This is a genomic window from Winogradskyella poriferorum, from assembly GCF_050618035.1.
Lineage (GTDB): Bacteria > Bacteroidota > Bacteroidia > Flavobacteriales > Flavobacteriaceae > Winogradskyella > Winogradskyella poriferorum_A.
In genome coordinates, this window is record NZ_JBODPY010000001.1 from 556,679 (window position 1) to 583,520 (window position 26,842).

Annotated in this window: 26 protein-coding genes; 21 read left to right on the forward strand and 5 right to left on the reverse strand. The window is 33.7% G+C overall.

The features are described 5' to 3' along the window. Positions 1–34: 34 nt before the first annotated feature. Genes ACRHOC_RS02395 through ACRHOC_RS02405 form a run of 3 tightly spaced genes read left to right on the forward strand, consistent with a single transcriptional unit; the run spans position 35 to position 2,409 of the window. Positions 35–391 (forward strand): arsenate reductase family protein, encoded by a 357-nt coding sequence (locus ACRHOC_RS02395; protein WP_431156913.1) that lies wholly within the window; start codon positions 35–37, stop codon positions 389–391. Further along, entirely contained in the window at positions 381–1,274 is an 894-nt protein-coding gene (locus tag ACRHOC_RS02400) for a DMT family transporter (RefSeq protein ID WP_431156914.1), read from the forward strand. The genes ACRHOC_RS02395 and ACRHOC_RS02400 overlap by 11 nt, the downstream gene beginning before the upstream one ends. 1 nt (position 1,275) lies before the next feature. Next, positions 1,276–2,409, forward strand: coding sequence for a hypothetical protein (locus tag ACRHOC_RS02405; protein WP_431156915.1), 1,134 nt, complete (start codon positions 1,276–1,278; stop codon positions 2,407–2,409). Here ACRHOC_RS02405 and ACRHOC_RS02410 read toward each other — a convergent pair. Further along, positions 2,402–2,884, reverse strand: coding sequence for an acyl-CoA thioesterase (locus tag ACRHOC_RS02410; RefSeq protein WP_431156916.1), 483 nt, complete (start codon positions 2,882–2,884; stop codon positions 2,402–2,404). The genes ACRHOC_RS02405 and ACRHOC_RS02410 overlap by 8 nt on opposite strands. A gap of 131 nt (positions 2,885–3,015) precedes the next feature. Here ACRHOC_RS02410 and ACRHOC_RS02415 point away from each other — a divergent pair, with 131 nt between their 5' ends. From ACRHOC_RS02415 to nadD, 3 genes are read left to right on the forward strand one after another with little or no spacing between them, the layout of a single operon-like run. Further along, positions 3,016–3,876 (forward strand): YicC/YloC family endoribonuclease, encoded by an 861-nt coding sequence (locus ACRHOC_RS02415; RefSeq protein ID WP_431156917.1) that lies wholly within the window; start codon positions 3,016–3,018, stop codon positions 3,874–3,876. Between the two features lie 11 nt (positions 3,877–3,887). Then, positions 3,888–4,472 (forward strand): guanylate kinase, encoded by a 585-nt coding sequence (gmk, locus tag ACRHOC_RS02420; RefSeq protein WP_431156918.1) that lies wholly within the window; start codon positions 3,888–3,890, stop codon positions 4,470–4,472. Position 4,473: 1 nt separating this feature from the next. Next, the gene (gene nadD / locus ACRHOC_RS02425; protein ID WP_431156919.1) at positions 4,474–5,052 is read left to right on the forward strand and encodes a nicotinate (nicotinamide) nucleotide adenylyltransferase; all 579 of its coding nucleotides are present in this window, start codon (positions 4,474–4,476) and stop codon (positions 5,050–5,052) included. A gap of 413 nt (positions 5,053–5,465) precedes the next feature. On the opposite strand, the gene ACRHOC_RS02430 is transcribed toward nadD, so the two are convergent. Then, positions 5,466–5,825: a YraN family protein gene (locus ACRHOC_RS02430; protein WP_431156920.1), complete on the reverse strand. Its 360-nt coding sequence runs from the start codon at positions 5,823–5,825 to the stop codon at positions 5,466–5,468. Positions 5,826–6,032: 207 nt separating this feature from the next. On the opposite strand from ACRHOC_RS02430, the gene ACRHOC_RS02435 reads away from it, so the two are divergent. Together ACRHOC_RS02435 and ACRHOC_RS02440 are read left to right on the forward strand one after the other, a co-directional pair. After that, positions 6,033–7,076 (forward strand): helix-turn-helix domain-containing protein, encoded by a 1,044-nt coding sequence (locus ACRHOC_RS02435; protein WP_431156922.1) that lies wholly within the window; start codon positions 6,033–6,035, stop codon positions 7,074–7,076. A gap of 68 nt (positions 7,077–7,144) precedes the next feature. Further along, on the forward strand, positions 7,145–9,256 hold the full coding sequence (locus ACRHOC_RS02440; protein ID WP_431156923.1) for a serine hydrolase domain-containing protein: 2,112 nt from the start codon (positions 7,145–7,147) through the stop codon (positions 9,254–9,256). Here the strand turns inward: ACRHOC_RS02440 and ACRHOC_RS02445 are convergent. Further along, the gene (locus ACRHOC_RS02445) at positions 9,253–10,278 is read right to left on the reverse strand and encodes a S66 peptidase family protein (RefSeq protein WP_431156924.1); all 1,026 of its coding nucleotides are present in this window, start codon (positions 10,276–10,278) and stop codon (positions 9,253–9,255) included. The two genes, ACRHOC_RS02440 and ACRHOC_RS02445, sit on opposite strands and share 4 nt — an antisense overlap. Positions 10,279–10,438: 160 nt before the next feature. Between ACRHOC_RS02445 and ACRHOC_RS02450 the strand changes: the two genes are divergently transcribed. The 11 genes from ACRHOC_RS02450 (at position 10,439) to ACRHOC_RS02500 (ending at position 24,456) form a co-directional block, all read left to right on the forward strand. Then, on the forward strand, positions 10,439–11,902 hold the full coding sequence (locus ACRHOC_RS02450; protein ID WP_431156925.1) for a DUF1800 domain-containing protein: 1,464 nt from the start codon (positions 10,439–10,441) through the stop codon (positions 11,900–11,902). 9 nt (positions 11,903–11,911) lie between these two features. Continuing rightward, positions 11,912–13,513, forward strand: coding sequence for a DUF1501 domain-containing protein (locus tag ACRHOC_RS02455; protein ID WP_431156926.1), 1,602 nt, complete (start codon positions 11,912–11,914; stop codon positions 13,511–13,513). Between the two features lie 91 nt (positions 13,514–13,604). Further along, complete coding sequence (gene metG / locus ACRHOC_RS02460) at positions 13,605–15,659, forward strand: methionine--tRNA ligase (protein ID WP_431156927.1); 2,055 nt, start codon at positions 13,605–13,607, stop codon at positions 15,657–15,659. A gap of 110 nt (positions 15,660–15,769) precedes the next feature. Beyond that, the gene (locus ACRHOC_RS02465) at positions 15,770–18,160 is read left to right on the forward strand and encodes a hypothetical protein (protein WP_431156928.1); all 2,391 of its coding nucleotides are present in this window, start codon (positions 15,770–15,772) and stop codon (positions 18,158–18,160) included. 15 nt (positions 18,161–18,175) lie between these two features. Beyond that, a complete protein-coding gene (locus ACRHOC_RS02470) occupies positions 18,176–19,078 on the forward strand; it encodes a histone deacetylase family protein (RefSeq protein ID WP_431156930.1) in 903 nt (300 codons plus the stop codon). Between the two features lie 39 nt (positions 19,079–19,117). Then, entirely contained in the window at positions 19,118–19,957 is an 840-nt protein-coding gene (locus ACRHOC_RS02475) for a helix-turn-helix domain-containing protein (RefSeq protein WP_431156931.1), read from the forward strand. Between the two features lie 91 nt (positions 19,958–20,048). Next, positions 20,049–20,207 (forward strand): hypothetical protein, encoded by a 159-nt coding sequence (locus tag ACRHOC_RS02480; protein ID WP_431156932.1) that lies wholly within the window; start codon positions 20,049–20,051, stop codon positions 20,205–20,207. 33 nt (positions 20,208–20,240) lie between these two features. Next, positions 20,241–20,789, forward strand: coding sequence for a carboxymuconolactone decarboxylase family protein (locus ACRHOC_RS02485; protein WP_431156933.1), 549 nt, complete (start codon positions 20,241–20,243; stop codon positions 20,787–20,789). Positions 20,790–20,852: 63 nt separating this feature from the next. Further along, positions 20,853–21,245, forward strand: coding sequence for a cupredoxin domain-containing protein (locus ACRHOC_RS02490; RefSeq protein ID WP_431156934.1), 393 nt, complete (start codon positions 20,853–20,855; stop codon positions 21,243–21,245). A 179-nt stretch (positions 21,246–21,424) separates the two neighbouring features. After that, positions 21,425–21,949, forward strand: a complete 525-nt coding sequence (locus ACRHOC_RS02495) for a ferritin (protein ID WP_431156935.1) — start codon at positions 21,425–21,427, stop codon at positions 21,947–21,949. 1,199 nt (positions 21,950–23,148) lie between these two features. Then, positions 23,149–24,456 (forward strand): T9SS type A sorting domain-containing protein, encoded by a 1,308-nt coding sequence (locus tag ACRHOC_RS02500; protein WP_431156936.1) that lies wholly within the window; start codon positions 23,149–23,151, stop codon positions 24,454–24,456. A 66-nt stretch (positions 24,457–24,522) separates the two neighbouring features. On the opposite strand, the gene ACRHOC_RS02505 is transcribed toward ACRHOC_RS02500, so the two are convergent. Continuing rightward, on the reverse strand, positions 24,523–24,855 hold the full coding sequence (locus ACRHOC_RS02505) for a single-stranded DNA-binding protein (RefSeq protein WP_431156937.1): 333 nt from the start codon (positions 24,853–24,855) through the stop codon (positions 24,523–24,525). A gap of 179 nt (positions 24,856–25,034) precedes the next feature. Between ACRHOC_RS02505 and ACRHOC_RS02510 the strand changes: the two genes are divergently transcribed. Continuing rightward, positions 25,035–25,385 (forward strand): hypothetical protein, encoded by a 351-nt coding sequence (locus tag ACRHOC_RS02510; protein WP_431156938.1) that lies wholly within the window; start codon positions 25,035–25,037, stop codon positions 25,383–25,385. Here the strand turns inward: ACRHOC_RS02510 and ACRHOC_RS02515 are convergent. Beyond that, positions 25,382–25,867: a CBS domain-containing protein gene (locus tag ACRHOC_RS02515; protein ID WP_431156939.1), complete on the reverse strand. Its 486-nt coding sequence runs from the start codon at positions 25,865–25,867 to the stop codon at positions 25,382–25,384. The genes ACRHOC_RS02510 and ACRHOC_RS02515 overlap by 4 nt on opposite strands. A gap of 115 nt (positions 25,868–25,982) precedes the next feature. Between ACRHOC_RS02515 and ACRHOC_RS02520 the strand changes: the two genes are divergently transcribed. Further along, positions 25,983–26,789, forward strand: a complete 807-nt coding sequence (locus ACRHOC_RS02520) for an NAD(P)-binding domain-containing protein (protein WP_431156940.1) — start codon at positions 25,983–25,985, stop codon at positions 26,787–26,789. Positions 26,790–26,842 lie beyond the last annotated feature (53 nt).

The window sequence follows — 26,842 nt, forward strand, 5'->3', positions numbered from 1 at the left end:
ACCTTGTACTGCTAAAATTTTTGACAATTATAGAATGAAGAAAATGTACCATCTCAGCACCTGTAATACGTGTGCTAGAATCATAAACGAATTGAATCCACCTGATGACATGGTGCTTCAAGACATAAAATCAGAGCCTATTTCTAACGATCAATTAGAAGAAATGCGTCGATTAACCGATAGCTACGAAAGTTTATTTAGCAAGAGAGCACGCCATTACAAGGAACTTAGTCTTAAGGACAAAAATTTATCTGATAATGATTATAAAAATTACATCCTTGAGCATTATACATTTTTAAAACGACCTGTTACTATATTACATGATACAATCTTTATTGGTAATTCCAAAAAAGTAATTGAAGCAACAAAAAATGCTCTAAATGACCAGTAGGGGTTTTGCATTATTTGCACTATTTATGGTGCAATTATTATATGGCCTAAACTACACTATTGCCAAATTAGTTATGAACGGTAGTTATATTAAACCTTTTGGTTTTGTATTGTTACGCGTAGCTGGTGCAACAGTTTTATTTTGGTTAATTAGTCTTTTTATTCCACAAGAAAAAATTGAAAAAGGCGATTTTATAAAACTGTTTCTAGCCGCAGTTTTTGGAGTGGTTATAAATATGCTTTTCTTTTTTAAAGGGTTAGAATTTACATCACCGATACATGCTTCTGCAATAATGACGATAACACCAATAATTATCCTCATTTTATCAGCATATGCTCTTGGTGAAAAAATTACCAAACTAAAAGTTTTTGGCGTCATTTTAGGATTAATCGGTGCGCTAATCCTTACTATTTACGGAAAATCATCTAGAGCGGGAGATAATGTTCCACTAGGAAATTTATTAATATTCCTAAATGCAATTTCATACAGTATTTATGTTATCCTCATAAAAAAACTAACTTCAAAATACCACCCATTTTCTTTTATTAAGTGGTTGTTTTTATTTGGACTAATACTTCTAATTCCGTTTGGGTATAGCGAACTTAACGAAGTAAATTGGGGATCCTTTACACCTACAATTACTTACTCTGTCTTATTTGTAATTATTGGTGCAACATTTGGAACATATTTATTAAACCCACTTGCGCTGAATAAACTAAAAGCATCAACTGTCGGTATATTTATTTACCTTCAACCTGTTATAGCTGGTCTTTTTGCTCTATATGTAGGTGCAGATTTTTTTGATTTATTAAAACTATCTGCAATGCTTTTAATATTTGCTGGAGTTTACCTAGTCACTAAGAAGCCTAAAAACGCAAATTAAATTGCTTTTAAAATCAAAAATATTTAATTCAGTTATTGATATCCCACAACAATACTGGGAAAATCTCAATTGCTCTGATAATATATACTATTCTCCAGATTTTTTGTTTGCATTTGAAAAGGCCAACCAAACCATCGAATTTAATTACATCTTTATACTTAAGAGTGATATAGCTGTTGCTTTTGCAAATACACAAATTGTTACAATTGGTGTTGAGACCATCACCAAGAATATCAGAATGTCATCAAAATTAAGAGCTATCGTAAATAGATCTTTCTGCAATAATCAACTGCGTGTTTTATTTTGTGGAAACGTATTTTTAAGCGGTGAATATGGAACATTTCTGCGAGATGGTGAAGATAAAATTGAAACGTTTAATGCCCTTGCGGAAGGAGTAAAAAAATTGACAAAGGCGACTAGACGACTCCATACAATATTCATCAAAGACTTTCATGATGAATCCCTTTATATAACAGAACATCTAAAGTCCTTTGATTACGCAGCGATGCAAGTTGAATCTAACATGATTATAACTTTAAAAGACGAATGGACCTCTTTTGAAAATTTTAAAAATGCATTAAAATCTAAGTATCGTATTAAAGCAAACAGAGCAGACTCAAAGAGCGAACCCTTAGAAGTAAAGGTATTTGATGCAAATGATATTCTAAAGTATAAAGATGATTTACAAGCATTATATCAAAACACAATTGATAATGCCGATTTTAATGCACAGATCCTAAATCTCGATACTTATTCTTTACTCAAAAAAGCATTTGAAGATAAATTTACTGTTAAAGGTTATTTCTTAGACGGACAACTTGTGGGCTTTCTGTCGGCCATGCAAAATCAAACAAACTTAGATGCACATTTTATCGGAATAGATTATTCTAAGAACAAAGAATATGCTATTTACCCAAGAATATTAAATGATTATGTACGGTTAGGTATTTCGACCAAATCGAAGCAGATTAATTTAGGAAGAACAGCTTCAGAAATTAAAAGTACTTTAGGCGCAAAACCTATTAATCTTACCTGTTACTGCAAACACAGAAGATATCTCCCAAATCAAATTCTTAAGCCATTTATTAAAAATGTTCAGATAAAATCCTTTAAACAGCATCAACCGTTTAAGTAAGGTTCAATGGTTTGGGTAATATCCCATGTGAACGTGTATCTGCCTTGGTCAAGATTTTAAAACTTTCAGATTTTGGGAAGCTATTAGCCAATTCAAGTAAAACATCTGGCAATTCCGTCAATTTTCTTTTCTTTAAATCAATCCATGCACCTTGCATTTCACAATAGGCTAAATTATCTCCCTTCTCGTTGTAAAAGTTGTGTTCAAATTTAAATAGCATTCCGTCCTCGCTTAGACCAGACACCTCAATGGTCACTGTTATAGGTGCACCAATGAAGGATTCCTTAAAATAGTACATGTGTTCATAAAAAACCACAGGCCCGATATTGTGCTTTCTAATTTCTGCCATTGAAAAACCATGCTCACCAAAAAACGACATCCTCGCATGACTCATAAAATTGGTATATGCAGAATTAGCAAGGTGGCCATTAGCATCAACATCACTCCAACGTATTTCAAATTGTTTTTTATACATGAAATTTTAATTTTTAAAAGCGCAAAATTACGAAAGTATACTTGTAACTCCATGCCGTATTAAGTGATAATAAAAGATTCCATAATCATTCAATTTTGTACCTTAGCGCCATTAAAATTTTACTGTTTGTAATGATACAATCCATGACAGGTTACGGGAAAACTATATTGCAACTCCCGACAAAAAAAATATCTATAGAACTGAAGTCTCTCAATAGCAAAAACCTAGATGTTAATGCACGCATGCCTTCTACTTATCGTGCCAAAGAATTGGATATAAGAAAACTCATTGCAAAACATTTAATCCGTGGGAAAGTAGATTTTTCACTTTTTGTAGAAATTACAGGAGAGGATACGAGTTCTAAAATCAACACCTCGGTTGTAAAGCAATATATTAAACAACTTCGAGAGGTTGATGCAACTGGTGAGGATGTCGACTACTTACAAATGGCTATAAGATTACCAGATGCTATTGCCACTGAGCGCGATGATATAGATGAAGAAGAATGGGCATTAATAGAAGATGGTATTAAAGAAGCTATTTCTAAAATAAAAGACTATCGTAGTGACGAGGGAAATACTTTAAAAGAAGACTTTTTGGGCCGTATCGAAACATTAGGTTCGCTTTTAGAAGACGTTATCACCATGGACCCAGAACGTATTGATGGTGTAAGAGCGAGACTCGAAAAGGGTCTTTCTGAAATAAAAGAAAAAGTAGATGAGAATAGGTTTGAACAAGAGCTCGTTTATTACATTGAAAAATTTGACATTACTGAAGAAAAAGTGAGGTTAGATAATCATTTAAAATATTTTGTACAGGCTTTAAACTCTAAAGACTCAAACGGAAAAAAACTGGGTTTTATCTCTCAAGAAATTGGGCGAGAAATAAATACTATTGGATCTAAATCAAATTATGCTCCAATGCAGAAACTTGTTGTGCAAATGAAAGATGAGCTAGAGAAGATTAAGGAACAATTATTGAATGTGCTTTAAATAAAATTGTTTTGACAAAAAAGACACCACAAGGTAAACTCATAGTATTTTCTGCACCATCAGGATCTGGAAAGACCACAATAGTTAGGCACCTTCTCAACCAGCCCGAACTTAATCTAGAATTTTCAATTTCTGCCACATCAAGAGATAAACGAGGTAATGAAGTACATGGCAAAGACTATTACTACTTAAGCCTTAAAGCGTTTAAAAACAAAATCAAAAACGACGAATTTCTCGAATGGGAAGAGGTCTATAGAGATAACTTTTATGGCACTTTAAAAGAAGAAGTTGAGCGTATTTGGGCTAAGGGTAAACATGTCATTTTTGATATTGACGTTTCTGGTGGTTTAAGAATTAAACGAAAGTTTCCAGATCAAACTTTAGCAGTATTTGTAAAACCTCCAGATTTAAATGAATTGGTTAGACGCCTTAAAGATCGTGGCGAAGAAAGCCCTGAGAAAATAAGTATGCGCGTTGCCAAAGCACCTGCTGAACTCGCAACAGCTCCTCTTTTTGACACTATAGTTGTAAACGCAAACCTTGAAGAGGCTTTAACCGACGCATACGATAAGGTATCGGAATTTTTAAATAGTTAAAATGAAGATTGGATTATACTTTGGTACGTTTAACCCAATTCATATTGGCCATTTGACTATTGCAAATCACTTGGTTGAAAATAGTGAATTAGACCAGGTTTGGTTTGTTGTAACTCCCCAAAGTCCTTTTAAGAAAAAAAGTAGTTTACTAGATGATCACCAAAGATTAGAAATGGTGTATTTGGCAACAAAGGACTACAATAAGTTAAGACCTTCTGATATAGAGTTTGGGCTCAAGCAACCTAACTACACTATTGATACTTTGACATATTTAATAGAAAAGTTTCCACAACATGAATTCTCCTTAATAATGGGTGAAGACAACTTAAAGAGTTTTCATAAATGGAAAAATTATGAGCAAATTCTTGCCAACCATGATATTCTAGTATATCCTAGATTATCCGACGGAAAAGTTGAAACTCAATTTAACGAACACCCTAAAATTTTTAACATTTCTGCCCCAATAATGGAGCTTTCTTCTACGTTTATAAGGAACGAAATTAAGTCTGGAAGAAATATTAGACCAATGCTACCCGATAAAGTGTGGCATTATATAGACGAAATGAATTTTTACAAATAAGTTGTTGTTAAAAAGCCTTAATATTTCAATTTATTCCCCTTAATGAGTATTTTTATATAAGTAAAATCTGATTATCAAATGATCCTAACAGTTAGTATATTATCCCTATTATCTGCCTTTATATTAAATAAGACTAGAGTCATTTCTTTACGGAATAATCTTAATGCTAAAAGTGAAAAAAGATTAATCATTTCGAGCGTGCTGATAATTTTGTTCCTTATAACAAATGTTACATTGCCGTATCCAAAGTCATTATATTGGTTCTTGGCATTGGGTGTAATTTTTGTGGGATCCGTATTATCTTTTGGGACCTTAAAGTCTGAATTTAATAGATTCCAAAAATTAGAATTAAAAGACAAGGTAATTAATGTGCTTTTTTACAGCCTGCTTTTTACAATCACTAACATCTATCTTTAAAAGTGGTAAAAAGCATCTTCTAGATGTTCGATTTCAAACCTTTCATTAGTATTAACTAAAGCGATAATATCAAATCGTACTTCTACATCTAGGTTATTCTCTATTACATACTCGTTTACGGCTTTTACTAAATTTTTAATTTGTTTTGGCTTTACAAAATCCTGAGGGTTTCCAAACTCGGTAGAAGACCTTGTTTTAACCTCAACAATAACCAGCATATTATTTTTTAAAGCGATAATATCAACTTCGGCTTTTTCAAAGCGATAATTACGCTCAAGAATTATATAATTCTTCTTAATTAGAAAGTCAACAGCAAGCTGCTCTCCTTTTTTTCCAAGCCTATTGTGCTCTGCCATAAGTCTAAAATAGAAAAATAGTCTTAAATTTAAGTCATAATCTAAATCAGTTAATTCATCAATCTCATTATTAATTTTCCATTTAGCTTTAATGAAAAAAGTTCATTATTACTACTCTTCTTTTTTCATGGGCTAGTTTTCGTTTTTCTTTTACTACGGCAAGGAATTATTTACAATCACAAAGCTAGTAAATGGTTGAGCCTATTAATGTTTCTCTACGCCATGTATATAGTTCCGTATATGCTTGGGTATGCAGGCTGGTATGGAAAAGACCTAACTGCCGATATACTATTTTTTATCCCTTTTATGCAGGTCTATCTAATTGGTCCTGTTTTCTATTTTTATACTAAAACGCAATTGAATGGAAGTTTTAAGTTGGTAAAAAGAGACTACCTACATTTCGTTCCAGCTATTCTATATCTTATATATAGCCTCATTGTTTTTGTAACCGATAAATTAATTCTCTACGAGTATTATTTTTATGCAGACAAAAGAGATAAAGATTTATCAAATTGGTACCAAGCTACAGGATTAGTGTCAATGGGCTTTTACTTGGTTTTAAGTCTGCGATACTACTTTAATTATAAAAATCTACTTTTTGAAACTGTTAGTTATGCTGAATCTGTTCTATTTAAATGGATGCGAAATTTCATGATTGCATTTTTAGGCATCTTAGTCTTGCGTGTGATGTTCTTTATTCTTAATCCTGAATGGGGAAATTTCGGAAGTCAGTTTTGGCATTATATAGCATTCTCTGTTGTTTTTTATTATATCGCAATAACAGGTTACAGCAACGTAGTACGACAAATTGCATTGGCGAATGAAAAGTTGAAAACAGTTAATGTATTTGACGAGCATAATCAAAAGCATGAAACCACAGACAATGTTATTGATTTTGGGAAAGATTTCTCTGAATGGAAACATAAGTTGACCGTCTTAATGGTTGAAGAACAACTTTATGAAAACCCACGACTCACATTAACTGATGTTGCTCGAGAACTTAATATTACAACCAAAACTGTTTCGGGTGCTGTTAATAATGAATTCAATATGAATTTTAATGACTTTGTTAATCACTATCGCATTGAAGCTGTAAAAGCAAAACTTGATAAAGGTGAACAAAATTTCACAACACTTCTCGGAATAGCATTGGATTGTGGATTCAACAGCAAAGCGACTTTTAATAGGGCCTTTAAAAAAAGCACAAATCTTTCCCCTAAAGATTATTTGTCTAAGATTAAGAATAAATAGGTCTCAAATCGAGATTTGAAGCGTTTAGCATCTGATTTAAACAGACATTTGCTTAAAATAATTACAATATGAAATATTTTCTTTCACACATTTTATGTCTCAGCTCATTTATTTTAATAGCTCAGTTACCAATAGATAAAATTGACACTTTAGTTAATTCCAAAGTTAATTATGATGCTCCAGGCATTATGATTGGCATCGTTAAAGATGGTAAAGTCATTTATGAAAGATATAGAGGATTAGCAAATCTCGAACATCAAGTTGAAGTGAATGAAAAAACTAGATCTAATATCGCATCAACAGCAAAACAATTTACTGCACTAATGCTTTTGCAACTAGAAATGGAAGGTAAATTAAGTTTAGAAGATGATATTAGAACATACCTTCCAAATCTATTTAAAACTGTAGATGATGATATTAAAATTCGTCATGTTATAAATCATACCAGTGGTATTAGAGATTATGTAGAATTGTTTGATCTTTCTGGTGATGTCTGGTGGAAACGAGTTGGACTAGACAATGATGATGTCATAGAATTATTAGAAAAACAAGAAGATTTAGGTTTTAAACCTGGCTCTAGATACGTGTACAGTAATTCTGGCTATGTGATTCTGGCAAAAATTATTGAAAAAATATCAGGTCAAAAATTTACAGACTATTCAGATGCATTTTTCCAAAGCTTAGGCATGGATGAAACATCATTTATAAAAAGATATATGGGTGTTATCCCAAACAAAGCTGCACCCTACTCAGATTGGGGTTATGGCGAAATATTTCATTCTATATCAGTTACAAAAACAGCTGGCGAAGGTTTTCTTTATACGACACTAAAAGATCAGTTAAAGTTTGAAATGGCAATCCAAAACGCAAATCTTAATGGAAACACCTTATTAATAAATAGTCAAAAACCGATACCAAATAGTGAGATTACCGATTATGGATTTGGTTTAAAACTAGATGACCGACTTGGCAGAACCGCAGTTCACCACGATGGTGTAACAAACGCATACCATGCTCAAGCCTTAAGATTTCCTGCGGAGAAATTATCAATTTTTATAATGAGTAATAATGGAAATATTAGAAGCGACTTACTGGCTGATGAAATTGCATCATTAATATTACCACCTCTAGAATCAGTGACTAATTATGACACTAATTATTTTGAGGATACTACTTCAACATCAAACATAGAAATACTCGGTCAATATTATACTAAAAGTGGGTTCTTAACACGTATTGAAAAACAAGAGGATAAAATTTACTTTAAACAAGGAAATTACCTTAGTCTAGAGCTCATACCCGAAAATTCTTCGACCTTTTATTTTGCAGGAAATACGTCTGAAAAACTTCGTTTCTACAATGATAAAATGATTATTTATTATGCATCTGGTGCAGCTCCTGTATATACAAAAGTCGATGTGCCACAAGCTTCTTTTGAAGATATAGAATCATTTGTCGGTACCTATACCAATTCAGAATTAAATCTGCGATTTGAGTTTAAACTTAATGAAGATGGAAATCTTATCTCTCAATTTTCAGATCAAGAGGGCGTTTTAGATGTTTCGATATTTAATAATGTTGATTTATTAGTCGGAGACAGTTATTACATTAAAGTTATAAGAGACCGATTTAATCGTATAACTGAATTAAAACTAAGCTATGGCCGTGCCAAGAACATCAGTTTTAAAAAAGTAGACAATTTAAAATTTCATCCAAAAGTTGAAACAGAAAACGGTTCTATTCAAGTTAGTACCATAGGTTCAGTTAATGGTGATTCCTCAGATATTTTATTAACCAAAAACTATCCCAATGGGAATGAAATATGGTCTAGAAGGATAGGTGGAAGTAGTTACGATACAGCAAGCTCTATAATATCTACTAAGGACGGATATTTAATTATAGGTTCAACGAGCTCCTTTGGAGAAGGAAACTATGATTTCTATGTGATTAAAACCGATAAATCTGGTAAAAAACTATGGGAGAATACCTATGGTAAATTCTACAATGATTATGGTTATACCGCTGAAATAACAGTTGAAGGCTATCGTATAAAGGGAACTACACAAAATTGCCCTAATAATACCGACATAAACCGAACTTGTGTAACTAATATTTGGTTTGTTGATATAGATAAATCAGGAAATGAATTATCTAATTCAGTGTTAGAGGAACTCGATTAATTAGAAAATACTATCGTAGATTTTTCCTTACCGACATCTAGGGTAACTGTTCTTCCTAATACTAAAGCACGGTTATCCTTTTCATGACCCGCTGGCATATTAAAAGCAATCGGAAAATCATATTCAGATAAGGCGTCAAGAATGAGTTGTTCGATTGAAGTTCCCCACAGTGTAGTGTTCTTTCTAAGTTTAGACATATCACCAACTATGACACCATTACAGTTATCAAAATAGCCAGCACGTTTTAGACTTTGAAGCATCCGATCAATATGATATTTATACTCTCCTATTTCTTCAATAAATAATATCTTTCCGGTAGTATCAATACTGGTTTTAGAACCAAGCATGGTATGTAAGATTGTTAAATTTCCACCTACAAGTTGCCCTTTTGTACGACCGACTCTATTAGCTCCATTGCCTTCGAGTGTATAATTTATTGGATTTCCAAATATTGCAGATTTAAAAGAATCTACAGTAGCTTCAATTTCAGAAATATCCTTTGTTAAACTCACACACATTAAAGCATGCAAAGATTCAAAACCTTCATTATGCATTTGATTATGCAGAGCAGTGATATCACTATAGCCAATTAACCACTTAGGGTTCTTTTTAAATTTTGTGTAATCTAATCTATCTAATATCCTAACTGTTCCGTAACCACCTCGAGCACACCAAATAGCCGAAATGCTAGGATCATCCATTGCTTGTTGTAAATCTTCACAGCGCTCCGCATCTGTACCAGCAAAATGATCTGCTTTACTAAAAACATGATTACCTACAATGGCTTGTAAGCCCCAACTCTCTAATAAACGAATTGCCTGTTGTATTTCGCCTTCACGACTTTTTAAAATTCCTGATGGTGCAACAATGGCTACAGTATCACCTTTTTTTAAGTATGGAGGTTGAATAATGTTATCGGTCATTGCGGTAAAATTTTCAGTATGCTCTTGTCCATTTAAATTTCCTGAAAGAAAAAAAATTACACCAATTATAGAGTAAACAAAAACGTGTTTTAAACTCATAAATATTGCTTTTTGTAAATATAAAAACTATAACGCGAAGATTTAGTCAATTACTTTTTTAATATTTATTTAACAAAAATGATCCAAATTTTCTATCTTAACCGTACTTATATAATATTTCCCTCCCCATTTTGTTAGTATTATTAAATAAATCCTGCTTATGCCTGTTATTACAAATTGCATTACTTCTACGCTAGAACCTTATGTCCCATCAACAGAAAATCCATGGGATGAAAAAAAGATAAGACATGCTTTTCGCAGAATTGGCTATGACGCCAATAAGAGTATGATCAACAATGCACTGCAAATTTCACCAAGTCTTTTTATTGATCAGCTCGTTAATGAATCCTTATATGCATCCGATTGGCCTACACCAGTGTGGGCAAACTACAACAATGAAGATTATGCGAATTTGGGATTAGACTTTAACGAACAAACCCAAGCGAATCATAAAGAATTAATGCTAGCCGTTATGGACCAGATGCAGACTACTGGTCTTAAAGGTCGCTTAATTATGTTTTGGAGTAATCATTTTGTAACTCGTCTCGAAGACTATTATTTGAGTAATTATCTCTATGAATATTATAGTATAATCGAACAACATGCATTTGGTAATTTCCAGGAGTTTGTTAGAGATATTGGATTATCCTCAGCTATGCTTGTTTATTTGAATGGTTTTGAGAATACTAACTTTAGCCCTAACGAAAATTATGCACGAGAGCTCTATGAACTTTTTACACTAGGCGTTGATAATGGATATACTCAAGAAGATATTGTAGAAACTTCAAAAGCGCTGACCGGTTATAACCATAGAGAAAATTATAATTGGTCTAATCCTATTTATTTTGAAGCTAGTACTTTTGATAATTCTGAAAAGACCATATTTAATCAAACAGGCAATTGGAATTATAACGATGTAATAGACATCCTTTTTCAAGAAAGAGCACCACTAATTGCTTCACATATATGTAGAAAACTCTATACGCATTTTGTAAGTGCAACTGTTAACGAAGATATCGTATCAGAAATGGCAACACTCTTTGTTCAAGATTTTAACATTGCCAATGTGCTTAGAACCCTATTTAAAAGTGAGCATTTCTTTGATCATAATGCCATTGGAACGCAGATAATGAGTCCATATGATATGACCATGTCCTACCTCAACATTACCAATTTTAGCTTAGAGCAAGAATTTTTTGAAGCTATGATCTATTTCAATGGTGTGATGGGACAACAAATGTTTGAGCCTGTTGATGTTGCAGGATGGCAAGGCGATAGAGATTGGATAAACTCGAGCACACTTACAGGCCGATGGGAAATTTTACAATGGACCATTTGGAATACTTGGAATACCAATAGTGAAGATTTTAGAACGTTTGCCATTGAGAGTTCCAATAATAGTAATGACCCTTATGTCGTTGCAAAAAGCATCATCGATAGATTTGTGCCTTTAGAACTTTATACTACTGAAGATTATGAAGCCGCAACAGATGTACTAAAACATAATCTACCAGAAAATTATTATACTAATCAAATTTGGAATCTTCAATTTGACTCCGTGCCCTATCAAGTAGTTCTATTATTACTTCACCTCATCAAACTCCCAGAATTTCAACTCAAATAACCTACAACTATGTGTAATCAGCATTCAAATAAAAATCAGAAATTGGGCACTAGTGCCCATGATCAAGAACATAAAAAATGGAATCGAAGATCTTTTTTACAAGCTCTTGGTCTTTCTGGCGCCGGAACTATGATGCTTGGTGGTATGCCACTTTCAGCCTCTAGCAATTCTAAATTAGCTGCCGCGATAAGCAATACAGAATCAGATCGTGTCCTGGTCATAATAAGACTTAAAGGCGGCAATGATGGCCTTAATACAATTGTACCTATTTACGATTATGACACCTATGCTATAAATAGACCAAATATTAGACATCATCTCAATCAGGTTACAGCCTTATCACCAGATTTTGCTATTCCAAATTTTATGACCGACCTATTGAATCTTTGGGACAATGGTGGCATGAAAGTAGTCCATGGTGTAGGTTACGAAAATTCGAGTCAATCGCATTTTGCTGGCTCAGATATTTGGGCTTCCACAGATCCGACGAGCTCCACTCAAACAGGTTGGTTAGGTAGGCATTTTGAGGAATTATATCCTGAATATCTCTTAAATCCACCTTCTAAACCTGCCGCAGTGCAAATTGGAAGTATTGGAAATCTCATTTTTGATGGTGATTCTAATAATTATGCATTTTCCGTTGCAAATCCTGGTCAATTGGAGGCCATTGCTCAAACCGGAACAGTGCATGACATGACTAGTTTCCCAGAATGTATCTATGGTGAACAACTAGAGTTTATGAGAGGTACAATTAATACCACTTACCAATATGCAGGCACTATACACGAGGCTTACACAGAAGGTGCAAATAGTGAACAATACATGGACTCACAACTTGGGCAACAGCTCTCTATTGTAGCACGTCTAATTAAGGGGAATTTAGGAACTAAAGTCTATATGGTTAGCTTAGGAAGCTTCGATACCCACGCCAACCAGGTAAATGAGCACAGAGAGCTTTTAACCGATTTATCTAACTCGCTAAAAGTATTTTATGATGATTTAGCCCAAGCTGGTTTTGATGATAAAGTCTTATCCATGACCATAAGTGAGTTTGGAAGAAGAATCTATGAAAACGGGTCTAATGGCACTGACCATGGTGCAGCGGCACCATTAATGTTGTTTGGACCAGCATTAGAAGGTAACGGATTTATTAGTCAACATCCTAATATTAGTGATCCAAGTGGTAACTTAGAATACACACAGGATTTTAGAGAGGTTTATGCCTCAATAATGCAAGAATGGTTATGTATAGATGCAGACTTAGTTAATGAAGCCCTTTTAAATACAAATTACGCAAGAGTAGATCTCGGTTTTAATTGTAGCTCTCTTAGTGTTAATGATATTAATCGTGATCGTTTTAAGCATTTTGTATTGTATACGGATAACGACTCCATAATTAAGATTACTAATCCATATACACAACACACCGTTATTAAGTTATTTGATATTATGGGTAGAGAGATTACGACCCTAAAAAATGAAATGCTATTTGCAGGCGAGCATAGTGTAAGCATTAAGAATACTGTAAAACAAAAACTAAGTGTTGGACAATACATATATAGAATATCGATTGGAAGCCAAAATTATAGTAAGTCATTAATAATAAAATAGCGGTTAAAGTCTGCCTTTAGTTAAGCCAAACCTATTGGTTTTATTACTACAAAGTAATGTTGTAATTTTGCCCTTCATAAAATTATAACGTATGTCAAAAAGATATACCATTACAGCGGCTTTACCTTACACAAATGGACCTATTCATATAGGACATTTGGCCGGTGTTTATGTGCCAGCAGATATATACTCAAGATATTTAAGAATAAAAGGGAACGATGTTGCATTTATTTGCGGTAGCGATGAGCATGGTGTCCCAATTACCATTAAAGCAAAGAAAGAGGGTGTAACACCTCAAGATATTGTGGATAAGTACCATGCGATTATAAAAAATTCCTTTGAAGAATTTGGAATTTCCTTCGATAATTACTCTCGTACATCTGCAAAAATTCATCATGAGACGGCTTCTGAGTTTTTTAAAACGCTTTATGATAAAAACGAATTTGTAGAAGAAGTTTCTGAACAACTTTACGATGCTGAAGCCAATCAATTTTTGGCTGATCGTTTTGTTACAGGAACCTGCCCAAAATGTGGTTATGAAGAAGCCTACGGTGATCAATGCGAAAATTGTGGATCTAGCCTAAATGCTACGGATTTAATAAATCCTAAATCGGCAATTACTGGTAATGTCCCAACACTAAAAGAAACAAAACATTGGTTCTTACCCTTAAACAAACATGAAGATTTCCTAACAGAATGGATATTAAAAGGCCATAAAAAAGACTGGAAACCTAATGTATACGGCCAAGTAAAATCATGGATAGACGATGGCCTAAGACCAAGAGCTGTAACTCGCGATTTAAATTGGGGAATCCCAGTACCAGTAGAAGGCGGTGAAGGAAAAGTTTTATACGTTTGGTTCGACGCACCAATTGGTTATATTTCTTCTACTAAGGAATGGGCTGAACGAGAAGGCAAAAATTGGGAGGATTACTGGAAAGATGAAAATACCGAACTCTATCATTTTATTGGAAAGGATAATATCGTGTTTCACTGTATTATCTTCCCTTCTATGCTAAAGGCAGAAGGGTCTTATATCTTACCAAAGAATGTTCCAGCCAATGAATTTTTAAACTTAGAAGGGAACAAATTATCTACCTCAAAAAATTGGGCTGTTTGGTTACCAGATTATTTGAAGGATTTCCCAAACCAGCAAGACGTGTTGCGTTATGCCCTTACGGCCAATGCACCAGAAACTAAAGACAACGATTTTACTTGGAAAGATTTTCAAGCCAGGAACAATAATGAGTTGGTAGCTATTTTTGGAAATTTCATTAACCGTGTAATTGTACTTACCAATAAGTATTATGACGGTAGCATTCCTGAGCCAGCTGAATTCACAGAAACTGATGAACAAACCTTAGCAGAACTAAGAGCCTATCCATCAGTTATATCAAGCTCTATTGAGCGATTCCGTTTTAGAGAAGGTAGCCAAGAACTGATGAATCTAGCCCGTCTTGGAAACAAGTATCTCGCAGATGAAGAACCTTGGAAAACAATTAAAACAGATGAAGACCGCACAAAAACAGTAATGTTTATCGCACTTCAAATCGCTTCAGCGCTCGCAGTATTGTGTGAACCATTTTTACCGTTTACATCGGGTAAATTGAAAGGAATCTTAAAAGAAAATCAGAACACTTGGGATGATATTAATAAAAAAGAAGTTTTATTATCGCCAGGTCACACCATCCAAACAGGAAAACCAGAATTGCTCTTTTCTAAAATAGAAGATGAGACTATTCAATTCCAATTAGATAAGTTAGAATCAAGTAAAAAGGCAAATGAACTGGCTAACAAAACTGTTGAGCCTCAAAAAGAAGAAATTAGTTTTGAGGATTTTACAAAATTAGATCTTCGTGTAGGGACGATTCTTGAGGCTGAGAAAATGCCTAAAACAAAAAAACTTCTCGTTCTTAAAGTCGATACAGGTATTGATACCAGAACAATTGTTTCTGGGATTGCTGAATCTTTTAAACCAGAAGAGATTATTGGTAAAAAGGTTACGGTTTTAGCCAATCTTGCACCGCGTAAACTAAGAGGTGTAGAAAGTCAAGGGATGATCCTGATGACCGAGGATGAAAACGGTAAATTGGTCTTTGTTAATCCAGATTTAGAAGACGTTTCTAACGGATTAAAAATAAGTTAATAGCTTTACTATTAAAGTGTTACTTATCTTTAACCAATTGCTTAAATTGGAGTTAAAGTAGGTGAATTCGGGCATAGTTTTTGATATTTTTATATTAAAAATAATTAGCTATGCATAAAACTACCTCTCACCTCCTCCACATTATATTTTTTGTTTTTATTCTCAACTTTACGCTTCATTCTCAGGAAAACAATACAATTTTTGAAGCTTATGAACATTATGTTGAGGCTCCCAGAGAAGTGGTATATCTTCATTTAAATAAGTCCACCTATGTTAAAGGTGAGAGTATTGGGTTTACAGCCTATGTCCTTGATAAGAAAGAAAAAACACCATCCTTAATTACCACCAATCTGTATGTAAGTATATCTGATGAAAACAATAAGCAGATTAAACAACAGCTAGTAAAAGTAAATAACGGAGTCGCTTCAAATGTTATCGCCGTAGATTCTCTTTTTTCTTCAGGGTTTTATAATATAAAAGCCTACACCAATTACATGCGAAATTTCGATGAACCTAATTTCTATTCCGAAGCGATAAAGATTATAGATCCAGAAGTTGAATCATATGTTAAGAAGAGCATAGTTAAAAATGATATAGACGCCCAATTTTTGCCAGAAAGTGGTCACCTACTTCATGGAGTAATGAATAATATTGGTGTGGTTATAAAAGATAGTCAAGGCTTTGGATTACCTGAGGCATCTGGCGAGGTTGTTAATAATAACGGTGAAGTCATTACCACTTTTAAAACCAACAAACTAGGTATAGGTAAGTTTCCTTTATTTGCTGATATAAACAGTACCTATACAGTAAAAATTAAGCATGCCAATAAAGATTTCAGTTTTCCTTTAGGGCATTCTGTTGAAAAAAATGGTATTGTCTTAAACGTAAGACATCTAAAAAATAAACTTTTTGCTTCTGTAGTGACGAATCAAGAAACCTTAGCCTTAATACAGAACAAAAGGTATACACTTATGCTACATAATGGTGATGGCTACGAAATAATGGATATCTATTTTACAGATAACACTGTAGTAACTAAAGCCATTGAATATGCAAATATCCCAGTTGGTACCAACATTATAACGCTATTTAATGAAAATGAAACTCCGGTTGCCGAACGTTTATTCTTTAATTATAATGGTATAAATGCACTTACTTCAAATTCTATAAACACAACGAAAGAATTTGATTCTGTGTCTGTACAATTAAAGTATAGAGATATTGATCCTAATATATTTAATAACATAAGTGTGTCGGTATTACCTAAAGAGTCAAAATCATACAATAGACACAATAGTATTATTTCTCAAACTTATTTACAGCCCTACATTAAAGGCGCTATAGAATACGCAAAATATTATTTTAATAATGTCGATGAAAAGAAAAAGTATGACTTAGATAATTTACTGCTAACTCAAGGCTGGAGTAGTTATGATTGGAACAATTTATTTCTCCCAGAGAAGTTAAAATTTCCATTTGAACAAGGGATTTTATTAAAAGCAAACATTAACAATCCTGACCACCTAGAGGATGTTTATGTACTCCATCATTTTAAGGATAATGCCCCACAGTACAAACAATCTTCAAACAATGGAAATTCATTCATATTTGACCGTATATTCCCTGAAGAATCTGATGAAATTCTGTTGTCTAGAGTTGAGGATAATAAAAAGATGTTACCTGCTCAACTTTACATACAATCATTCCCTAGTCACATTCCAAGACTATCTAATAATTTTAAAACGTTAAAGCCGAAGACATCCTATAAAATTTCAGAAAGCCTCACTAATACAAACCCTATCCTTTTAAATTTTGATAACGTACAAGAACTCCAGGAGGTTGTTATCGAAGCAGAGTTTGAGGATATTAAAACCAAAACAGAACGAGTTAGTAGAAGTGTATTTGGAATTGTGAAAGAGGTCAACGACTTAGATAAATTAACCTATCTATTTCTTGAGGACTATCTATTAACTTTCCGTGTAAGATCTGTTTACAATGCTGAAAGTGGTAACATGTCTTATTTTAACGGAAGATCTTCTGGAAGTATTCTTGGAGGTGGTCCTATGCAAGTTTTCTTTGATGATGTTCCGCTAACAGATACCGGTTTCTTGTATCAGTTCCCTATTGCCAACATTGACTATGTTGAAATAAACAGGGATGGTACTGGTGAAGGTGCTAGAGGTGCTAATGGAACCTTAAGAATTTACTCAGATTTTAAGAGTATGTTCAGAGGTAGGCAAGATCAAACGACACAGGATATTGAATTGCCACTTACATTTAGTAAAAAGAAAACATATTATGTTCCTAAATATGCCAGTTATAAAAGTGAATTTTATAAAGGTTATGGTACCATCGACTGGAAACCAGAACTTCATACTAATGCAGAAGGTATTGTTAGTTTTAAAATTGCAACACCCAAAGTACCATTTACTTTGTTTATCGAAGGTATCGCTAATAATGGACAATTTATTTCAGAAGAAAAGTCAATACCTTTGGACTAAATTGTATTTAACAACATGCTAAAAATAGCATATCATCCCATTTACAGGCATCCATTACCCGAAGGCCATCGCTTTCCTATGGAAAAGTATGAGCTTTTACCGCAACAACTTTTGCATGAAGGTACATGTACAAATGCCAATTTTTTTGAACCCTCAAAGCCAAACGATAAGTATATTTTAGCAGTTCACGAACCTGAATATTACTATGATCTCGTTAATATAACTTTAGATCAACGTGCCGCTAGAAAAATTGGCTTCCCTTTAAGTGAAGTACTAGTAGAACGCGAGGTCATTATAGCAGATGGTACCATTAAAGCAAGCTTACGAGCTTTAGAGCATGGCATTGCTATGAATATTGCTGGAGGTACGCATCATGCCTACACCAACCGTGGTGAAGCCTTTTGTTTACTCAACGATCAAGCCATTGGTTCGCGCTACCTTCAAAACAAAGGTTTAGCCAAAAAAATTCTCATTGTAGATCTCGATGTGCATCAAGGAAATGGCACGGCAGAAATTTTTCAAAACGACAAATCTGTATTTACATTTTCAATGCATGGTAAAAGCAACTATCCTTTTAAAAAAGAAATAAGTGATTTGGATATTGCATTAGATAATGATACACAAGATTCAACATACTTAGATTTACTTAAATCTACACTACCAAAGCTCATAGACCAAGAACAGCCAGATTTTATCTACTATCTCTGTGGCGTAGATGTGATATCATCAGATAAGTTGGGGAAGCTAGGACTGAGTGTTGAAGGATGTAAGGAGCGCGATCGATTTGTGCTTCAAAGTTGCAAAGACCATAATATACCTGTAATGTGTTCTATGGGTGGAGGCTATTCTCCAGACATTAAAACAATTGTTAATGCACATGCCAACACCTTTAGATTGGCACAAGAAATCTTCTTCTAATTACTGTAAGGTTTCAAGGGAAATATTGACAACCTCTACATGATTAAAGAGTTTAAAGAATTTAGTACAGGTGCCATTTTAAATGTGGCTGATGAAAGCATACTTCAACCCTTCAAAACAACACAACCCATAGGTCTTTTTACCTTTATTTGGACACGCAAATCAAAAGCACTGATTGAAGTTGACGGCATCCCATTTACACTAGAAGCCAATAAGATTTTAGCACTAACACCAGTACAAAACTTTAAATTCATTGAAGGTGAGGATTTGGCCGTTTATCAATTTAACCGAGAATTTTATTGTATTAAAGATCATGATCAAGAAGTGGGTTGTGCTGGGCTTATTTTCTTTGGACACGATTTTATCCCGATTATAAATCTGTCAGAAGAAGAACAAACTAAATTTAATTTATTACATAGTGTTTTTCTAGACGAGCTCGATACTAAAGACAATATACAAGCAGAAATGTTAAGGATGTTAATGGCGCGTTTTATGATAAAGGCTACACGCATACTTAAGAATAATTCGGATGCTTTAAAATCGCAAGAATCTAAAATAGACTTACTGCGACACTTTAATTTATTAGTAGAAAGTCACTTTAGACAAGAGCACAGTGTCGCCTTTTATGCTGATAAGCTTTTTAAATCTCCCAAAACATTATCTAATACTTTTGCAAAATTCAATAAAAGCCCACTAAAGATTATTCACAATAGAATTGTACTCGAAACGAAAAGGCAATTACTGTACACCGATAAATCTGCTAAAGAAATTGCGTACGGTATTGGTTTTGATGATGCTTCTCATCTAAGCCGATTATTTAAAAAACACACGTCTTTATCTCCTTCCCAATTTCAAAAACAACACAAAACCAACAACTAGGGAAAAATTGACAAGTTGTTAGGCAGTTTTTCCATTCTTTGACCCTGTCGATGATTCCATCTTTGCATTGTAATATTAAAACAACGAAAAGATGAATTTAAAACATACTTCCATTTTTAATCTGATAGACATCTTCAGAAGAGGAAAACAGAAAATTCAACACACTATTAATCCGAAAACACATTGTGAGCAAAAGCAAATTCACGATTTCTATTGTGATAGTGAAAAGCCACATGTCCCAATACAATAACAGATATAATTAAAACACAAAAAATTAAAAATTATGAGCACATTTAATGTACCAAAAAGAGACGAAGTCAGCGAAAATAATCAAGCCATTTTCGATAATCTAAAAAGCAAACTTGGCTTTGTACCAAACCTTTATGCCACTTATGCACATAGTGATACCGCTTTAGAAAATTACCTTTCTTTTTCTAGCGCAAAAACTTCACTTTCTGCAAAAGAAAAAGAAGTGGTCAACTTAGCAGTAAGCCAAGTTAATGACTGTATTTACTGTTTATCTGCTCATACCGCAATTGGTAAAATGAATGGATTTAACGATAATGAAATTCTAGAGTTTAGAGCTGGTTATTCATCATCTAACCCAAAACTTAATGCACTAGCGCAGTTGGCAAAAAACGTAACAGAAAATAGAGGAAGAACTGAAGCCTCTGTATTAGAGAACTTTTTTAGTGCAGGTTACTCAAAAGGAAATTTAGTTGACCTCATTGCATTAGTAGGTGATAAAACCATTTCAAATTATCTGCACTCCACAACACAAATTCCGATAGATTTTCCAGTGGCACAACCACTAGAAACTGAAACTGTATAATCAAATAAATTAATAATAACGATTTCCAATAAAAGGGAAATCACTTAATCAAAATTAGAAATCATGAAAAAAATCTTAGCAACACTAGTTATTCTTTTAGGCTTTAATAGTCATGGAAATGCACAGGACAAAATGATGAAAAAAGAAATGCAAGCTACTACCGTAACTTTAGAACAAACTAAAGGTGCTTTTACACAAGACAATCTAACCCTTAAAGAAGGGAGTTACATTTTTGAAATTTCAAACAATAATGTAGGTCATGATGTTGGCTTCGTTTTAGTCTCAAAAGGCAAGGATGCGTCAAACCCAGAAAACCACATCAAAACTGCTTATGTAACAAGTGTAGTGAAAAACAATAGCAAAGAAAAGTCTAATATTACGACTTTACAAAAAGGAGAGTATGTGTACTTCTGTCCTTTAAATCCGACACCACAATATACTCTCACCGTAGAATAAAAGGTGATTATTTATAAATAATATAGGCGATTCATTTGTTGTGAATCGCCTTTTTTAAGATCAACTCCTCATAAATTCTAACTAAACTGAAATTAGATTAAATATAGATAAGCGCAAGAAAGACTGAATCCTTTACAATCAATGATTTAGTCAGTATCTTTGTAAAAAAGAAAATTATCATGTTATCAAAAACAATCGAAACTGCTTTAAATAAACAAATAAGAATAGAAGCCGAGTCTTCTCAAGTATACTTAGCAATGGCTGTTTGGGCCGAAGTAAAAGGATTAGAAGGTATTTCTAATTTTATGTACGATCAGTCCGACGAAGAAAGAGAACATATGCTAAAGCTTGTAAAGTTTGTGAACGAGCGTGGTGGTCATGCCCATGTCTCTGAATTAAATGCACCAAACGTAACCTTTAATTCGTTCCAAGAAATGTTTGAAAAACTATTAGAGCATGAGATTTTTGTATCGACCAGTATTAATGAATTGGTTCATATCTCTTTAGAAGAAAGAGACTATGCAACTCATAACTTTCTACAGTGGTATGTTGCTGAGCAGATCGAAGAAGAAGCTACAGCCAGAACCATTTTAGATAAGATTAATATGATTGGCGACGATAAAGGTGGTCTATACCTATTTGATAGAGATATTCAACAACTTACCGTAAATTCTGCAGCCCAAGATTTAGGCCCAGAGGCTTAAATGTTAAAATTTATTTAGAATAAATAAAAATAGTTATTTTTGCGCATCGCAATTCAGCAATGGGCAAAAAAAACAAAGACAAAAAGCTTAAAAAAGAACGTACAAAAGTTCTTCAGACTTCTGGCTTTGATGGTTTAGGCAAGGTTAAATCTAAATGTTGTAAAAAATATAAGAAGGCCGAGCATAAGCGTTGTAAAAAGTGTCCTTGCTTTGATCTAATGAAAAAAGTAGCCTAATGACAAAGGCTATAAAAATAAAAAAGTGCGATTTTAGGGCGTCGCACTTTTTCTTTTTAGCTCATTAAATGAAAATAGTATTTAGTCCCGAAACTATCTCGCTTACGAACTAAACGCTATCAATTAGTTTAGCTAACATATTTAAAACAAAGGAATTAACCAAATTTTTATGTTAATTTTCGTGTTAAATTTTACGAGCTGAAATGTTAAATTTTCGTATGGTGATCATATTCCTTTTAAGGAAAACTGAAATTATACGACTCCTTTAAATAGAAAGAGCACGACTTTAGGATGCCGTGCTCCGCGTAGTAAACGATTGAAATAGTATTTAGTCCCGACTACTAACCCGCTTACCGTCTACGTTTTCATTAATGTTATTTGGTATATACAATTTAAGCCTAATTTTGGGCTTAAATTGTGATATATATCAGTTTTTATAGTAATGATCTAGACAGCCAAATGTATATTTCTAAGGGACTTGACCAAACAAATTCAAGGTTACACAAATATTGTTTATAGGGCAATAAGATTAGGGCAAGCTTACTACTTTAGGGCGTAGTATATAAAGAGTGCGGGCTTAGGGTACCGCACTCAGTAAATTTATAGTCTATTATAGAAAGATATTTAGTCCCGAACTATCTCGCTTATAAACTATCTCACTATTAATTAGCCTCACAAGTTACGAATATTTGACTTTTTAGGACTTAACTTATGTTAATTAAGTGCCTATTTATAAGCATTCTACGTATTTTTTTAACAGTTTTACTCGAAATAATATTAGTTATAGGGTCATATTGATGCGAATAATTAAATCTTTCGACATTGATAGCATTCCTTTGAATTGAATAATCATTCTTGCATTTTATCACCAATAATTATCGTTTTATCGTCCCATTGGCAATTAGTTTTATTGAATTTTTAAAACATATGGATTTTGCAGTATCTTAGGGGAAAATTAAAACTATGATAAAAATTACTTCTATATCTAAAAGATTATGTTGTGCTTTAGTGATATTCTCTGGTTTTTCACTATTTGCACAAGACAATATTAATGAAGTCCACGTGCACACACCTTCGAGACCAGCATGTGTACTTCCTCCAGGTGAATTTACAGGTTTAATTTCTGTACCACGTGCACCTGAGACTGCAGCGCGTATGGAAGCTGGCGGAAGTCCTTGTGCCACATTCGTAGTTAGCTATAATGGTTTTACACCAGAGGCGCAAGCGGCTTTTCAATATGCCGTAGATATTTGGGCAAATTCTATAGAGTCTCCGGTCCCAATTAATGTCAACGCACAATTTACTTCATTAGGTGCTGGTGTTTTAGGAAGTGCTGGTGCCGCTACTTTTTTAACTATAACATCTGGAGCACCTGGCTCACAGCCTAACACATTTTATCCAGCAGCCTTATGGGAAAAATTAGAAGGCGAAGATCGCAGTATGTTTGGTGGGTCAAATGATATTAATGCGAACTTTAGTAGTGATACAAACTGGTATTTTGGTACTGATGCAAATCCTCCAGCTGGTCAGTTCGATTTTGTCTCTGTTGTTTTACATGAATTGGGCCATGGCCTTGGTTTTGCTGGCTTTGCTAACGTTGAAGATAGCTTTCCTGACGATATAGGTGATATTAGATTTAATGGTGCTGCAAGTATTTATGATGCATTTATTGAAAATGGTGCTGGTGACGCCATACTAAGTTTTCCAGATCCTTCAGCTGCATTAGCAGCCCAATTAGTGGGTAATGATTTATATTGTAATGGACCAACTGCTATTGCACAATTAAACCAAGGCGGTACATTACCAAGAACTTTCGCGCCAACAAGCTGGCAACCAGGTTCAAGTTACAGCCACTGGAACAACTCCACATTTCCAAATGGAGATGTTAACTCCTTAATGACATCTTCTATCGGACCAGGACAGGCCAATCATAATCCTGGTTTTATTACCTTAGGATTTTTCCAAGATATGGGTTGGTCGATCTGTGCAGGAGCACTTTCAGTTGAGGAGTTAACTGTAGAAAATGTGAGTATTAGCCCAAATCCATTTGTAGATTCTATAGACATTACATTAAAAGAAGGTAATGTTAGCGATTACAGCGTAAGTTTAATAGATATTAATGGTAGATTTGTAAATACTGTTAAGCAAGACAATAACAACGGAACATTAACGCTGTCAAATCTAAACAATTTAGATACTGCACTTTATTTCGTTAAAATCACCAACGAGATTACTGGGAACAGTATTACAAAAAAGGTGGTTAAAAATTAATTCGTCTTTACATAAAATAAAAAAGAGCAACCATTTAGGTTGCTCTTTTTACTGAAATAAACTCAATTATTTCCCTAACATAAGTAATTCATTACATACCACTTCTGTGATGTAACGTTTTATACCATCTTTATCTTCCCAACTTCTTGTGGTTAATTTCCCTTCAATAGCAACCTCCTTACCTTTTGCTACATACTTGTCTACAATCTCTGCGGTTTTTCCCCATGCTACAATATTATGCCATTGCGTATCTGTAACTTTTTCACCTTGCGCATTTTTATAGCTCTCATTAGTTGCTATTGCAAATTTGGCTAAGGTTTTACCAGATTCTAAATTGATGATTTCTGGATCATTCCCTAAATTCCCAATCAACTGTACTTTGTTTCTTAAAGTGTTCATAATTCTAATTTTTAATGTTAAACAGTTAATACTAATCGAGTTCTTATGTTTCGACATGGCAAAGATGCGACAGGCTCCAAATTGTAGCCGGTATTTACTTAATTAAAATCGTTTGTAAATATTTGTAGTCATTTGTAAACGGATAAATTATCACTATATTTACCCTAAATAATGGCTTTATGCAAAAACAGTGTCCAGAGTGCGGTAATAAGATTATTGGAAGAATCGACAAGAAATTTTGTAGTGATGCTTGCCGAAATGCCTATAATAATAGGATAAATAAAGATTCTAAAAATCTTATTAGAAATACCAATAATAGGCTAAGAAAAAATTATAGAATACTCGAAGAGTTAAATCCCAATGGTAAATCAAAAACCTCTAGAGCACGCTTAATTGAAAAGGGATTTGACTTTAATTATATCACAAGCATATATACCACAAAAGCCGGGACGATTTATTATTTCGTCTACGATCAAGGGTATCTTCCATTAGAAAATGAATACTACGCACTAGTAAAACGTAATGACTAGGAGTGGTTTTTTACAGAGCTATTCCAGTTCTGACCTTTAAGTTGTAAAGCCGCCTTTAAGATATCTTTTTGGCTTATTTGTCCAATAAGTTTTCCATGCTCTACTATTGGAAACCGTCTACGCTTAGAATTTAAAAACTTGTTGGCAGCATCAAAAACATCCATATTTCCATCTATAGTTTCAACATTTGTTGCCATACGCTTTTCAACATTATCATGTTCTAAAGGCATATTATAATAACGGCTTTCACTCAATTGCTTAAGACAATCACCTTCTGAAATAATTCCGACCAATTCGTTCCTACTATTCACTACAGGTCCACCTGAAATTTTGTACTTAATTAAAGACTCAACGACTTCTTGGACAGATTGATCTGGTCTAAAGGTAATTAGACTTGTAGTCATGTAATCTCTAACTTTTAATGCTACTGGTGCGGCAACACTTTGTTGCTTGCGCGATCCTTGAAAACTTTTTATTCCCATGATCTTAAATTTTTAGAGTTACTCTTAAAGTTACTGAATTTAAATCATTTAGCAAAATAGCCGTTTAAGGCCATAATTATAATGGTATTTTTGTATTCTAACGAGATGACTTCCTTTGATAAAACAAATTAGCATAATAGGATGTGGTTGGCTGGGCTTTCCTTTAGCCAAAAAATTAACCAAAAAAGGGTATACCATTAAGGGCTCTACTACCTCTACTGACAAAATTGAAGAACTTAAAAGTGAAAATATTCAACCATTTCTAATTAGATTAAATACGGTTGAAATTGAAGGTGACATTAATAGGTTTTTAGAACAGAGCGATCTGGTTATTATTAATGTTCCACCTGGTTTAAGACGTAATCCTAATAAAAATCACGTTAGGGAAATTGAACTTTTGGTAGAGGCCATCATAGAAAACGGTGTTAAGAATGTTATATACGTAAGCTCCACATCTGTTTTTAAAGATGAGGCTATTATTCCGACAATTTCAGATATTGACCAACCCAATAATTTTGAAGGTTCCAAACAACTCATTGATATTGAAAACTTACTAATGGGCAACAATGCTTTCAACACATGCATTCTTCGCTTTGGAGGTCTTATTGATGAAACCCGACATCCAGGGAATTACTTAGCAGGTAAAACAGATCTTGCAAATCCTGATGCACCAATAAATTTAATTCATAAAGAAGACTGTATTGCAATACTATCTGAAATTGTGGTGAAAGGTCTTTTTAATACCCAATTCAATGCGGTTTACCCACACCATGCTTCTCGTTCAGACTATTATAAAGACTATGCTTCTCATAACAATTTGAAAGCACCACAATTTAAATTAGACGAAGTCAGTAAAGGAAAAATAGTAGACAGCTTAAAACTGGTACGGCTTTTGAATTACGAGTTTAAACATGCGCCGTAGAAATTAATATAATTTTAAGCGCAATTCTCATTAATTTTTATAGTTTTAGCGCC